General features: G+C 43.9%; 10 protein-coding genes. 2 read left to right on the forward strand and 8 right to left on the reverse strand.

Features of this window, described 5'->3' with window-relative positions; genetic code table 11:
* A partial coding sequence (locus AC4MRV_RS13110) for a cadherin domain-containing protein (protein ID WP_491187779.1) occupies positions 1-5,204 on the forward strand: 5,204 nt, incomplete at its 5' end.
* Positions 5,205-5,333: 129 nt separating this feature from the next.
* Here AC4MRV_RS13110 and AC4MRV_RS13115 read toward each other — a convergent pair.
* Both AC4MRV_RS13115 and AC4MRV_RS13120 read right to left on the reverse strand, forming a co-directional pair.
* Positions 5,334-6,527, reverse strand: coding sequence for a class I SAM-dependent methyltransferase (locus tag AC4MRV_RS13115; protein ID WP_491187780.1), 1,194 nt, complete (start codon positions 6,525-6,527; stop codon positions 5,334-5,336).
* A gap of 97 nt (positions 6,528-6,624) precedes the next feature.
* On the reverse strand, positions 6,625-8,028 hold the full coding sequence (locus tag AC4MRV_RS13120; protein WP_491187781.1) for a methyl-accepting chemotaxis protein: 1,404 nt from the start codon (positions 8,026-8,028) through the stop codon (positions 6,625-6,627).
* Positions 8,029-8,122: 94 nt separating this feature from the next.
* Here AC4MRV_RS13120 and yccX point away from each other — a divergent pair, with 94 nt between their 5' ends.
* A complete protein-coding gene (yccX, locus tag AC4MRV_RS13125) occupies positions 8,123-8,395 on the forward strand; it encodes an acylphosphatase (RefSeq protein ID WP_491187782.1) in 273 nt (90 codons plus the stop codon).
* Between the two features lie 2 nt (positions 8,396-8,397).
* Here the strand turns inward: yccX and AC4MRV_RS13130 are convergent, their stop codons facing one another.
* The 6 genes from AC4MRV_RS13130 to AC4MRV_RS13155 all read right to left on the reverse strand — a co-directional run bounded on the left by AC4MRV_RS13130 (position 8,398) and on the right by AC4MRV_RS13155 (position 13,891).
* Positions 8,398-8,727 (reverse strand): TusE/DsrC/DsvC family sulfur relay protein, encoded by a 330-nt coding sequence (locus AC4MRV_RS13130; RefSeq protein ID WP_491187783.1) that lies wholly within the window; start codon positions 8,725-8,727, stop codon positions 8,398-8,400.
* A 127-nt stretch (positions 8,728-8,854) separates the two neighbouring features.
* The gene (locus AC4MRV_RS13135; RefSeq protein WP_491187784.1) at positions 8,855-9,517 is read right to left on the reverse strand and encodes a Bax inhibitor-1/YccA family protein; all 663 of its coding nucleotides are present in this window, start codon (positions 9,515-9,517) and stop codon (positions 8,855-8,857) included.
* Positions 9,518-9,713: 196 nt separating this feature from the next.
* Positions 9,714-10,463, reverse strand: coding sequence for an amino acid ABC transporter ATP-binding protein (locus AC4MRV_RS13140; protein ID WP_491187785.1), 750 nt, complete (start codon positions 10,461-10,463; stop codon positions 9,714-9,716).
* A gap of 22 nt (positions 10,464-10,485) precedes the next feature.
* Entirely contained in the window at positions 10,486-11,583 is a 1,098-nt protein-coding gene (locus AC4MRV_RS13145) for an amino acid ABC transporter permease (RefSeq protein WP_491187786.1), read from the reverse strand.
* Position 11,584: 1 nt separating this feature from the next.
* The gene (locus AC4MRV_RS13150) at positions 11,585-12,790 is read right to left on the reverse strand and encodes an amino acid ABC transporter permease (RefSeq protein ID WP_491187787.1); all 1,206 of its coding nucleotides are present in this window, start codon (positions 12,788-12,790) and stop codon (positions 11,585-11,587) included.
* A 72-nt stretch (positions 12,791-12,862) separates the two neighbouring features.
* A complete protein-coding gene (locus tag AC4MRV_RS13155) occupies positions 12,863-13,891 on the reverse strand; it encodes an amino acid ABC transporter substrate-binding protein (protein ID WP_491187788.1) in 1,029 nt (342 codons plus the stop codon).
* Positions 13,892-14,178 lie beyond the last annotated feature (287 nt).

The following is a 14,178-nucleotide window of genomic DNA, read 5'->3' on the forward strand; positions in this document are numbered from 1 at the left end:
CGACGGGTACCGCGACCATCAAAGACGACGGTACGGGCCCAGGTCCGGGTACACCTGACAACGATAAGCCTGAGCTGACGGTAACCGGTGGTGGCGACGTGAATGAAGGCACCGACGCAGTGTTCACTGTATCGCTGTCAAATGAAACCGAAGCGTCAGTGGTGGTGAACCTTGCTCCAACCACAGACGGTTACACGGCTGAAGCGGATGATATCGGCGATATGGTCGTGACCTACGTCGATAGCAATAACCAGACGCAAACTCTGACGGTGGATGGCAGCGGTAACGTAACCATTCCAGCGGGTATCACCGACATTACCGTGACCATCCCAACCACGGACGATACGGTTTACGAAGGTGACGAGACCTTTGGTCTTGTGGTGACTGAATCGAACAACGTGACGTCAAATGGTCAGGCTACAGCTGGAGCTAATATTATCGACGCTCAGAATGCGCCAATAGTGAGCATCAGTGCCGACGCTGACAGCGTGACTGAAGGGAGCGATGCAAGCTTCACGGTGAGCATCGACCAAGCGGCGGAGGAAGACGTGGTGGTGACGTTCACCATTGGTGGCGATGTGGATGGCAACGACTACACGGCGCCAACGACGTACACCGTGACGATCCCAGCGGGTCAAACGTCGGCTCCATTAGACATCGAGACGCTGGATGACGGCATCTACGAAGGGGCGGAAGACTTAGACATCACCCTAGTGGGCACCAGCGGCGCAGGCTCAACGATTGACAGCAACGCGTCTCAAGCAACCGTGAGCGTGGAAGACGCTCAACACGCTCCTGAATTCATTTCAGATGGTGACGCTGCCGGCGATGCGCCAAATGCTGATAGTTATGATTTCGGGTCTGTAAATGAGAACTCTACAAGTGGAACAGTTGTTGGCACTGTCGTGGCCGAAGATCAAGATAATGATGACCTGCGCTATAGTTTTGCCGATGGCTCGTTGAGCAATGGATTATTTGATATCGACCCTGTAAGTGGTGATATCACTCTAAATCAAACAATCGATGATGCTCATTTGGGGGATTATACGTTAAACGTCAAAGTCATCGATGGAACTGGCGGTGAAGACACCGCTGTGGTAGAGGTTACGTTGACGAATGTTAACGATGCGCCGGAAGCTTCACCTTCAGCGGTGACAATTGCGGAGGATGCTCAAGGTGTGGACTTGATTCTTGCATGGTCATCATTCGGGATATCAGACGTTGACTCGCCAGAAGCATCTTTATCAGTTGTTATAACGTCATTACCAGTTGACGGCGTGTTGGAGTATCAAGATGCTCAAGGTGTTTGGCAAGCAGTCCAGCAGGGACAAGAGCTGAGCAAAGATCAATTTGATTCAAATGAAGTTCGTTTCACTCCTGATTACAATGAATCTGGTGATGATAGCTTCGGTGGTTCAAATGTAGGTGATCAATCATCTGACTATGCGCAAATTGGGTTTAAACCAACTGATGGTCAAGACGAAGGACAAGAGTCGACACTAACTATTGACGTTACACCGGTAGCAGACAAACCAAACCTTGCTACGGTAACGCCTGGGCTAGCGTTACCTCAACAAGAGTTTAACGTTACAACTTGGAATAACGTTAATATTGGTGGACACAATGGCCTCGGTGTTGCTGGTCTTGTGCTCATTGATGCTATGGATGCACTTGATCCAACAAACGGCGTGCAATCAACGACTGCAAATGTTGAAGACACTGGTACAAACGCAACACTACAAGATGAGGCTGTGTTAGTTACAGCGTTGGTATACCTTGAAGCGGGAACTAGCTATGATTTTGTCGGAACAGCTGACGATAGCATGGCGATTACGATTGGGGGAGTTTTAGTCGATGAAGCTAGATGGGGAAATGATAGTGGTGACATTAAAGGTGGAGCCTTCGTTCCTTCGGTATCTGGCTTCTACCCAATAGAAATTTATCATCATAACCAGAGTGGTGCAGGGAACTACAACGTAAATGTTTCCATAGACGGTAATGCACCTGTCGACTTGAGCAATAGTAACCTTTATATCGTTAGTGATGAGAGCGCGCTAGATAACGCAGACGTCCGAACTTCTGAGCTTAAGGAAGTGAACGGTGTCGAGTTTTATGAAACGTATGAAGTTAATGAAGGACTTCAAGATACTGAAATTCCGCTGTCTGAAATCCGTGCGAGTTTGAGTGATACCGACGGGTCAGAATCATTAGCTGTAACGTTGGCAGGGCTGCCTGTTGGCGCAACTATTTCGGATGGTAATACGTCAGTCACAATCAGTAGCGCGAATGAGGCAGTAGATGTTACGGGGTGGTCACTTGACTCACTTACTGTCACTCCTCCTCCAGGAAGCCACGACGACTTTACTATATTCGTTACTGCGACAAGCACTGAGGATTCGAATGGAGACTCAGCTCAGTCACACGCAACGATCAATGTAATTGTTCATGAGAACTTGGCAACGAATACAGTAGCTGATACTGGAACTGTTAATGAAGATAATACGTTGCAAGGCAATGTATTAGAAAATGACACTGATGGAGACAATGTTCTTCAGGTTGACTTTATTACTGTTGATGGAACTGATTATGCGGCCGGCCAAACGGTTTCTATCGATGCTGGTATCTTGGTAATGAATCAAGATGGTAGCTATAGTTTCGAGCCATCAACACATTGGTCTGGTGATGTTCCAACGATTACCTACACAACGAATACAGGAGCGACAGAAAGCTTAGATATAGACGTTATCGCTGTGGCTGATGCACCAACTGTTAAGATTACGCTTGGCGAAATGGTTAAATCGGATGCGACTTCATCCCATCACGCTGATGTAATTGCCGCGGTAGGAAACACAGAAGCTGAAAACAACGCTCTTGCTATTGAAATGGGTCTAGATAATTCTTTACCTTCTCATCAAGGTAGTAACACTGACTATAGTGACACCGATACGCTCTTTGTAGGTGGAAACAACGTCGACACTATGTATGGTGGTGGTGGTGATGACACGTTCGTTGGTGGTGCGCAAAACGATTCATTCTATGGCGATGATGCGACAAGTAACACTGCCCATGATGGTACAGACACCGTTTATCTATCTGGAAACTTTGAAGACTACAAGTTTACCTTCAAAGACAACCATGGAGGTGGTGTTCCATACTGGATTGTATTAGATACTAATTCTGTCGACTCAGTGAATGACCATACAGGTCAAGAAGACCGCGGTGACCATCTGTATGAAATTGAACGTGTTGTATTTGCCGATAAGATTATTGAGCTTAATCCTGATGGTACATACGAAGTGCTTCAAGACAGAATGATTCCAGTTGATGTTGACGTAGATCTCGTTGATACAGATGGAAGCGAAAGCTTGGTTCAGACAGTTACAGTAGATGGCCTTCCTGAAGGCATTGAAGTCTATGTTAATGGGCAAGCTATTGACGCTGAGGCAGACGGTACGTTCCTTGTGCCAATCGATGCGAATGGTAATGCTTCATTTGATATTAAGGTACCGTTTGACTACGAGGGTAGCCTCGACTTCCCACTAAGTGTAACCGCAACGTCGGTAGAGTCATCAAATAGTGATAGTGCATCTACCACTGAAACTGTTGATGTCACAGCGCGTGATTACGTAATGGAATCTGGCTCTCATGGCGATGATACAATTGCAGGCACTGCGGATCATGATTTGATTGTTGGCGATGTTCAGGGTATTGAGATAATTGCTGGTGAAGATTACAACATTGCGTTTGTACTTGATACATCAGGTAGTATGGGTAGCTGGGTTGGTACAGCAAAACAAGAGATACTAGATGTATTTGATGAGCTACAAGCTGCAGCGACACAGGGCTCTCAGCCAGGTACAGTTAATGTTCTATTAACTGAGTTCGCTACAGGTGCAACCTTTATCGTTTCTGTGGATTTAAGCTCACCAACGGCAAGACAAGATTTTGTCACGCAGCTTAATACGATTGAAAACCAGGGTAACGGTGCGACAAACTATGAATCCGGTTTGCAGTCAGCGGTAGATTGGTTTGGTGGGCAGCCGAATCCAAACGGTCAGAATATCACTTACTTTATTACAGATGGACAACCGAATAGGCATACAGATCTTGACGACATACCTCAAAATCAATTCTCTAAAGTGATTTTGGATGTAGATGCAAACGGTGAATTGGTGACGTTAGAGGACATTGTGAATGACTTCAACTACAGCTATGGTCAGACCGTTAACTACAAAGGTAACGTTCTAATTGATAGTTACGGCCGTATTTACTCTCCATTTACTGGTCAGAAAATAGGTGATATCGATTCATCTTACGGCAATTTATACTATGACGATGAAGGTACTAATTCAGTGCAAGCTCAGCATATGTATCAAGTGCTGGCAGCGTTGTCGACGGTAGAGGCAATTGGTATTGGCAGTGGTGTTAGCGAAAGCACACTACAGCAATATGATACAGACGGTGTTGTTGACTCGCATATTGATGTTACTAAACTTGCCGAGACAATTCTTGGTCAAGATGTCCCACTGAAACAAGGTGAAGATACACTAAGTGGAGGTGAAGGCGATGATATCTTGTTAGGTGATTTGATTGAATTTGGTACTAACGAACAAGGGTTGAGCGCAATTCAATCACATGTTGCTAGCCAAACAGGTCAAGACATCTCAACAGTTGATGCTGAAGATATTCACAACTATGTAAAAGATAACATCCAGGAGTTTGATCAAAGCCATGCTGGAGACAAGTCAGATGTTCTTAATGGCGGAGAAGGTGATGATATCTTATTCGGTCATGGTGGTAGTGATACCCTAGATGGCGGTGAAGGCAAGGATATCTTAGTCGGTGGTTTAGGTAATGACATCCTAACCGGTGGAGATGATGCGGATATCTTCATGTGGACTGAGATGGAATCATCAACAGATCGTGTGACTGATTTTAATGTTACTGAAGGTGACTCTATTGATGTTAGTGACTTGTTTGAAGACTTATCTAATGATGACATCAGCCAGTTGCTAATTGATTTAGGAAGTGGCGACTTCCACGGACAAGTTGGTGATGTTTCCATTACGGTAACGGACGATCAGAGCGCATCTCATTTGACCATTGTGAAAGGTGGACAAACGTTAACTATCGACTTTGATGGAGCATCAGCTGCTGACGTTACTAACAGTCTTATGGATAATCTCAGTCACTTAAAAGACTAGGTATGTGACAACTGGGCTGCTGTTAGCCCAGTTAACATCCATAATAAAAAGCCTCGCTATATTAGCGAGGCTTTTTTCGATTTGTTTATCTTGTTGTAACTGTCGGATTACATAGACGAAGAACAATAATTATAAAACTTTACAAGCAAAGCCTTTGAGATAGAAGCCTTCTGGATAGGCAGAGTCTATAGGGTGGTCAGCCGCTTGTTCAAAACGTTCTACGAATTTTACCTGGCGTCCTGAGTCTACCGCTGCGTCTGCGATAATCTTTTGGAAAAGGTCAGAGCTCATTAGCCCTGAGCATGAATAAGTGAGTAACGTGCCTCCAGGTTTCAGTATTTGCATCGCCAACATGTTGATGTCTTTGTAGCCATTAGCGCCTGAAGTTAAGTTATTCTTACTCGAAACGAATTTAGGCGGGTCCATGATCACAACGTCAAACTTGGTACCTTGGTCTCGATATTCACGTAATAACTTGAATACATCGGCGTTTAGGAAGACCGCACGTTTTTTGGAAATATCAAAGTTATTTAACTCAGCATTGTACTTTGCAGTATCAAGTGCCGGTTGAGATACATCTGCGTTGATAACACGTTTCGCGCCACCTTTTAGAGAATACAACCCGAATCCTCCAGTGTACGAGAAGCAATTAAGGACCTCTTTATCTTTGACGTACTTCATCGCTTGTTGGCGGCTATCACGTTGATCAAGGTAGAAGCCTGTTTTGTGGCCGCCAATGATATCAACACTGATTTTCACGCCATTTTCTTCAATAACAACAGATTTTGGCGGCTCTTCACCGTGTAAAACGCCTGTAACTTCTTCTAAGCCTTCTTTTTTACGAACTGCCACATCAGAGCGTTCGTAAATGTTACACCCAGGGAATACCTCTAGCAGAGCAGCTACAAGCGCCTTCTTGTTGTATTCAGAACCAGCGCTTAGGAGTTGGCATACTAAGAAGTCTTGGTATTTATCAATCGTAATGCCTGGCAACCCGTCAGACTCGGCTGCGATTAGGCGAAAACCCGTGAGCCCGTCGCGCTCAATTATATCTTCTCTTAGTAAATAGGCATCTCTAATACGCTTGACGAAAAAGGCTTTGTTAATCTGCTCTTTTTCAAATGACCAAACACGAGCTCGTATCTGTGAGTTAGGAGAGTAGGCGGCTTTAGCTAACCACTTCCCGTCATGAGCAAATACGTCAACTGTCTCACCAAGTGCTGGCTCTCCTTCAACTTTACTAATACCGCGAGAAAAAACCCAAGGATGTTTGCGGCGAAGGGATTTATCACGGCCTTTTACTAGATAGATAGCTGGAGTCATTGCTTTACTCAATAGGTTGATTTGAAAGGAGGGGTATTGTCTTGGAAGTGTAGGGGAAAATCAAATAAAAGAGCCGCCAATTGGCGGCTCTCGATATTTAGGCTTTCAGGCCAGTGAGTAAAGCTTCCATCGTGTCACTCTGGCGACGAAGTTGATCGATGTTGTTGTTAGTTGCACTGATCATTTCGCAGACTTGATTAGATTGGACTCGAACCTCTTCTACACTTGCCGCAATGTTATCTGCAACAACGCCTTGCTCTTCTGCAGCGGTAGCGATCTGGACACTGCTGTCAGAGATTGATTGGTTCTTATCTGCAAGAGAGGCAATTTCTGAGTCAACTTCGGACATAAGAGTTTGGCCTTCACTCGCATTGATAACAGTCGTTTCCATGAGTTTGGTGAGTGATTGGCTGTTACGTTGTAGCGCTTCAATCATAGTCTGAATTTCGACTGTGGCTTGTTGAGTACGTCCTGCTAGAGCACGAACTTCGTCAGCTACTACCGCAAATCCTCGACCTTGCTCGCCAGCACGAGCTGCTTCGATAGCAGCGTTGAGTGCAAGAAGATTGGTCTGTTCAGAGATGCCATTGATAGTGGTCACAACTTCATCGATTTGGGCTGCGTTAGCATCAAGTTCTGCAACGGCTTCTGACGCAGACTGAACTTCGGTAGAAAGTTGAGAAATTGAAGACAAGGTATGTCCAACTTTTTGTTGGCCTTGCTGGGCAACAGAGCGGGCGTTTTCGGTCTGGGCACTTGAGTCGTGAGCAAGGTTTGCAACTTCTCTAATGGTAGATGCCATTTGCTCAGTTGCACTTGCTAAAGAATTTAAGTGCTCTTGCTGACTGTTTGAAATGTCTGCACTGTGTTGATTCGATTGGTTCAAGTCAGAGCTAATTTGTTGCATTAACGCAATTGACTCTTGAATAGAAAGAACCATGTTTTGTTCGCGTTCTGCTACTTTATCAATAGTAATGGCAATTTCACTGAATTCGTCACGTACTCTGAAGAAGTTCATTCGGCTGGTTAGATCACCATTTGAAAGCGTAGTTAAAGCTTTGTTCATTGTGAACATCGCTCCACCAATGAACGTCATAATGTAGTAGACACCCATTGCAATGAGAAACAGCGTGACTGCGATTATTGTTATATGAGTTGTCGATAGTGCTGTCCATAGGTTTTGGCTATGGATTGCAACTAAACTAAATTCGCCGTTGTTGACGGAGATCGAGCCCACGCCTGAACCAATAGCGACAGTTTCAGAGCCCGCGATTAGACTTGAAACTTGCGTACGGTTTAAATTGCCCGACTCAATAAGATCACGCATCAGAACTAACTCGTCCTTGTATAGGTGGTCAAGCATATTGTCAGCAGCGTTGTCTAGCACCAAGGTGAGCACAAGGAGAGCAATTACGGGGAGAACGAAAAGTAGGTAGAACTTTTCTTGAATTTTTAGATGAATGAGATATTTGTCAATCCAGCGAAATGGTATTTCTTTCATAATTATATTTCCGTGAAAACCCTGTCTGTTCCGTAGAGGGTTATAAAAAACACATGATAAATATATCACTGTACGACGTATTGAGGTATTAAATATGGTTCAAAAATGCGAGAAGTTCACAGTGTCGGGTCTAGTACAAGGTGTTGGGTTCCGTTATTACACTTCATACCAAGGCATGAGGTTGGGTTTAACCGGTTACGCAATGAATCTTAATAGTGGCGATGTGGAAGTTGTTGTATGTGGAGAGGAGGAGAAAGTGGCGATGATGGCAACTTGGTTACAGACTGGCCCCAAAACGTCTCGCGTCGAAAGTATCGTTTCAGAGCCTATTTCTTTTAAACCTTATAAAGGATTCAAAATCCTATAGGTTTACAAACATTTTGCTGGTTTAGGTAGACCCGCTAATTTGGTTGCTTGCTTAGCTGGCCCCTGCTTAAAAAGCTTAAATAGATATTTACTGTTACCTTTCTCAGGACCGTGTTCCTTTTCAATTGCTTTAACTAACATACGAACAGCCGGAGAGGTATTAAATTCTTCGTAAAAGTCACGCACAAAATGAACAACCTCTAGATGCGCCTCCGTTAGCTCTATACCTTCTTGCTCAGCTAGGAGCTCAATCATGCCTTCTTCCCACTGAGTGTAATCAAGCAAGTAGCCTTGAGCGTCAGTTTCTATTTGTTTGCCGTTGTATTCGAACATCTCTATACACCTAAAATCAACGATACCCGCTAGGGTAGCCTAGCCGATAGCAATTCGACAATACTCAAATAAAGAAAAAGCCCGAAAGGTTATCCTTTCGGGCTTTGTTTAATCAGGAATTACCTAATTAATCATCGTTCATGATACCGAGGATTTGAAGTAGGCTCACGAAGATGTTGTAGATTGATACGTATAGAGTTACGGTCGCTGAGATGTAGTTAGTTTCACCACCACGAACAATACTTTGAGTTGTCATCAAGATTGCCATTGTAGAGAATACAATGAACAAGCTGCTTAGAGCCAGATGAAGTATCGTTGACTGGATAAAGAAGCTCGCGATCATACCAACAATCAGAACGACAAATAATGACAGCATTAGACCACCCATCGTAGATAGGTCACGTTTGGTTGTTAGGGCATACGCTGATGCTGCAAGGAATGAAAGAGCAGTACCACCAAGTGCAGTTACGATCAGATCACCCATTCCTGCGCCAACATAAGCGTTAAGAATAGGACCAAGTGTGTAACCCATGAAGCCTGTCAGTGCGAACGTAAATACAAGACCCATCCCGTTGTTACGGTTTTTTTCCGTTAAGAATAGTAGGCCGTAGAAACCAACCAATGTAATGATTAGACCAGGGTGAGGAAGGTTCATCACCATAGCGACACCAGCAACAATAGCTGACCAAAGTAGAGTCATTGAAAGTAGGGCGTAGGTGTTACGCAGTACTTTGTTTGTTTGCAATGCACTTTCTTGAGTAGAAGTGCGGGTAAACATAGGGCTGTTCATGATCTTCCTCATAAGGTTTTATGTTTATAACTACATTTATGAGGCTGAATACCAAAAAGATCAAGCCCCCAAGCTATATGCAGTAAATAAAATAATAATAGAATTAGAATGTTAAGTAATTTCTAAGATGTAACACAATATAACATAAATAAAAGAGGCGACCTAAGTCGCCTCTTTGTGATTGATTAAACCGTGATTAGTGGCTCAGAATCTGTGATAAGAAGTTTTGTGTTCTATCTGATTGAGGGTTTTCAAAGAAGTCGACAGGGTTGTTCTCTTCAATGATTTCTCCCGCGTCCATGAAGATGACTCGGTCTGCTACCTCTTTTGCAAAACCCATCTCGTGAGTTACACAGAGCATTGTCATACCTTCTTCAGCCAACTCAACCATAACGTCGAGTACCTCTCTAACCATTTCCGGGTCGAGAGCTGATGTTGGTTCGTCAAACAGCATTACTTGCGGGCTCATACATAAAGAACGAGCGATCGCAACACGTTGCTGCTGACCACCAGACAGTTGGCCTGGGAACTTGTCTGCTTGATCTGGAATCTTAACGCGTTCTAGATACTGCATAGCGACTTTCTCTGCTTCCTCTTTTGGCATTTTTTTAACCCAGATTGGAGCGAGAGTACAGTTTTCTAGTACTGTGAGATGAGGGAATAGGTTGAAGTGTTGGAAACACATTCCTACTTCTCTTCGTACCGCTTCGATGTTTTTCAGATCTTCAGTCAGTTCGTTACCGGATACAATGATCTGGCCTTTTTGGTGCTCTTCTAGTCGATTGATACAGCGAATCATCGTTGACTTACCTGATCCAGAAGGACCACAGATAACGATTTTTTCACCCTTTTTTACGTCTAGATTGATGTTTTTAAGTACGTGGAACTCACCGTACCACTTATTCATATCCTTAATTTGGATCATGTAATCTTGTTGCTGCGTCATAATACGTCCTTGAGCTTTCTAATTATCGTTTGTGACCGGTATGAAGTTTGTTTTCAAGCCAGATCGAATATCTCGACATGCCAAAACAAAATACCCAGAACACTAACGCGACAAATACATAACTTTCTGTTGCGAATCCTAACCACTCAGGGTCAGTGTTTGCTGCCTGTCCAATACCGAGAACATCAAACATACCAATGATAAGTACAAGACTGGTATCTTTGAAGAGACCAATAAAGGTGTTAACGATAGACGGGATAGTGATCTTTAGCGCTTGAGGCAAGATGATGAGTCCCATCTTTTTCCAATAGCTCAACCCTAACGCGTCTGCAGCTTCATATTGCCCTTTGGGAATGGCTTGTAATCCGCCGCGAACCACTTCTGCCATGTAAGCAGCACTGAACATTACAACACCGATAAGTGCACGGATAAGCTTGTCTGTCTCTGAACCTTCGGAAAGGAAAAGAGGGAGCATAACCGATGCCATGAATAACACGGTGATTAATGGAACACCACGCCATATTTCGATATATACAGTACAGATACTGCGAATAATTGGCATTTCAGAGCGTCTACCTAGTGCCAATGCCACACCAATAGGGAGTGATACGACAATACCAACTAGAGCAATGATTAGAGTGACAAGCAGTCCACCCCATTTATGCGTTTCTACGACTTCTAATCCAAATACGCCGCCATAAAGTAGTGCTGCAATGATAAATGGATAAACGTTAACAAAGAACAACCAAATCCAAAGTCTCTTCGGCGTTTTTTCATACGCTAAAAGCACAGTAAAGATCGCTAGAGTGATGTAGAAAAGGCGAGGTCGCCACAGCTCTTCTTGCGGATAAAAACCGTACATGAACTGTTCCCAGCGCACACTGATAAACACCCAGCAAGCGCCGTCACGAGAACAGGCGTCTCGAGTAGTACCAATCCAATCAGCTTTCAGAAAAGCCCAATCTACAATGTTCCAAAGAAGCATTGCTGCTAGATAGGCAAGAATGATGGTAACTACTGAATTTACCGGGCCATTAAAAAGGTTTTTACGTAGCCAACCAACCAATCCTACAGTGTTTGCAGGTGGTGGGAGGTCGGGCAAAAACTGATGCTCTTTCATATTATCTCTCCACCAAAGCAACTTTACGGTTGTATACGTTCATTAACGCAGAAGTCAGCAGACTTAGTGTTAAGTAAACCGCCATGGTCATCGCAATAATTTCGATTGCCTGACCTGTTTGGTTCAACGTTGTACCAGCAAAAACAGATACTAAATCTGGATAACCTATCGCCATTGCTAGCGAAGAGTTTTTTGTTAGGTTTAGATACTGACTGGTTAATGGAGGAATAATAATTCTCAAAGCTTGTGGGATAATTACGAGTTTGAGAGTACGCGATTTGGGTAAACCGAGTGACATGGCGGCCTCAGTTTGACCATGGCTAACAGCGTTAATACCTGAACGTACGATCTCTGCAATAAAGGATGCAGTGTAGATACTGAGAGCGAGCAAAAGTGCGGCTAATTCAGGAATGATACTGATACCACCTTGGAAGTTAAAACCTTTTAACTCAGGGAACTCAGCAGAAATTGGCGAGCCCATTATGAAGTAAGCGATAACAGGTAACACGACGACTAGGCCAAAAATAATTCGACCCATTGGCGTCTGCTGACCAGTTAAACGTTGCTTATTGCGTGCCCAAACCCCAATAAACACTGATGCAAGAATACCAAGTACTAAGCTTGCTACCACCACGCCAGAGCCCGCCTCGAATATCGGGGCAGGGAAATAGAGACCACGAACATTAAGGAAGATAGCTTCACCGAGGCTTAAGCTTTGCCTTGCTGACGGCAATGCTTGAAGCACGGCAAAATACCAAAAAAAGATCTGCAGTAGCAGTGGTACGTTACGAAAGATCTCGATATACACCGCGGCAAGTCGACTTACTAACCAGTTGTTTGATAGTCGAGCGATCCCCATAACAAAGCCGATAACTGTCGCCAAGATAATACCTAGAAAGGAAACGAGCGCAGTATTCAATAGGCCGACGAGAAAGGTTCGTCCGTAAGAATAGGTTTCATCATACTCAATCAGCGTCAGGCCAATCCCAAAGCCTGCTTCTTGGTCCAAGAAACCAAAACCCGTAGCAATGCCACGTGCTTCTAAGTTCGAAAGTGCATTATTGACAATAGTGTAAAAGAAAAAGAACAGTGCGAGTATCGCGATAATCTGAAACACGACTGAACGAAAGGTGGGATTGTAAATAAGGCTAGCACCTGAAGACGGTCCGTTATCCGCTTTAGGCGCAACAGTATTAGTAGGTTTCATACAGCTATAACCTCAAATCCATATTTTGTAAAAAGGGCGGCCTAAACCGCCCATTTTGTTGTTATGTGTTGCTTAACGGATTGGCGGAGCGTACATAAAGCCGCCCGCATTCCATAGTGCGTTGACACCACGAGAGATTTGAAGAGGAGAGCCAGTACCTACAGTACGCTCAAAGCTTTCACCATAGTTACCAACTTGTTTGATAACTTGGTAGCCCCAATCGTCACGGATACCTAGGCCTTTACCTTTAGGACCATCAACGCCAAGAATACGTTTCACGTTTGGATCTTTCGACTTCAGCATTTCGTCAGCATTCTTAGAAGAAATACCGTACTCTTCTGCGTTAATCATTGCATTAAGCGTCCATTTAGCGATGTTGAACCATTGGTCGTCACCTTGACGTACTACAGGACCAAGAGGCTCTTTAGAAATGATTTCCGGAAGTACTTGAGCTGAAGACGGGTCTTGAAGGTTTAGACGAAGAGCGTAAAGCCCTGATTGGTCAGTAGTCAGTACGTCACAACGGCCTGCATCGAAGCCTTTCGATGTTTGAGCTGCCGTATCAAATACTACAGGTTTGTATGACATGCCGCTGTTACGGAAGTAGTCAGCAAGGTTTAGTTCAGTAGTTGTACCAGATTGAACACACACAGATGCGCCATCTAGCTCTTTAGCGCTTTTAAGACCAAGGTCTTTTTTAACCATAAAGCCCTGACCATCGTAGTAGTTCACGCCTACGAAGTTGAGACCAAGCGCAGTATCACGGTGTAGAGTCCAAGTTGTGTTACGAGACAAAACATCGATTTCACCAGATTGTAGTGCAGTGAAACGTTCTTTTGCAGTGAGCGGTACGTATTTCACTTTTGATTTATCGCCCAATACAGCAGCGGCTAGTCCCTGACAGTATTCAACGTCGATGCCTTCCCATTCGCCCTTTGAGTTAGGGTTAGAGAAACCTGGCAGACCAGTACTTACACCACAAGTGATAAAACCTTGTTTAGTTACTTTGTCTAATGTGCTGTCTGCTGCTGATGCGCTAGTTGCCATAAAAGCAGTAGATGCAGCTACAACTGAAGCAAGAAGTGTTAGTTTATTTGCCATTTGTATCCTTCCTGTATGATCCATGTTAAACCAGGTGACACCTGATACAACGAATGAAAATATGTTGTGTTTCTGTATTTATAAGTTGATTCCTCTGTTTGGAAATCAACCATTTATAAGCGTAGGAAAGGATTTGTGATTTCTCAAATGTATAATTTAAAAAGATTTTTGACTGAACTCACAAACCCGTTCAGTAACTAGAATGACGAAATGTTACGTGAATGTAAATAGTGCAAGAGTTCACAAAAATAGTGCAATAGGAGTTACTGACTAAAGTGTCATGTTTA

Source organism: Vibrio sp. (genome assembly GCF_984391705.1).

What these genes read in the sequence shown, in the direction of transcription:
- AC4MRV_RS13130 (WP_491187783.1), bottom strand. Translation starts at nt 8,727, where the DNA reads ATGTTCGAATACAACGGCAAACAAATAGAAACTGACGCTCAAGGCTAC.
- AC4MRV_RS13155 (WP_491187788.1), bottom strand. Translation starts at nt 13,891, where the DNA reads ATGGCAAATAAACTAACACTTCTTGCTTCAGTTGTAGCTGCATCTACT.
- AC4MRV_RS13135 (WP_491187784.1), bottom strand. Translation starts at nt 9,517, where the DNA reads ATGAACAGCCCTATGTTTACCCGCACTTCTACTCAAGAAAGTGCATTG.
- AC4MRV_RS13150 (WP_491187787.1), bottom strand. Translation starts at nt 12,790, where the DNA reads ATGAAACCTACTAATACTGTTGCGCCTAAAGCGGATAACGGACCGTCT.
- yccX (WP_491187782.1), top strand. Translation starts at nt 8,123, where the DNA reads ATGGTTCAAAAATGCGAGAAGTTCACAGTGTCGGGTCTAGTACAAGGT.
- AC4MRV_RS13120 (WP_491187781.1), bottom strand. Translation starts at nt 8,028, where the DNA reads ATGAAAGAAATACCATTTCGCTGGATTGACAAATATCTCATTCATCTA.
- AC4MRV_RS13145 (WP_491187786.1), bottom strand. Translation starts at nt 11,583, where the DNA reads ATGAAAGAGCATCAGTTTTTGCCCGACCTCCCACCACCTGCAAACACT.
- AC4MRV_RS13140 (WP_491187785.1), bottom strand. Translation starts at nt 10,463, where the DNA reads ATGACGCAGCAACAAGATTACATGATCCAAATTAAGGATATGAATAAG.
- AC4MRV_RS13115 (WP_491187780.1), bottom strand. Translation starts at nt 6,527, where the DNA reads ATGACTCCAGCTATCTATCTAGTAAAAGGCCGTGATAAATCCCTTCGC.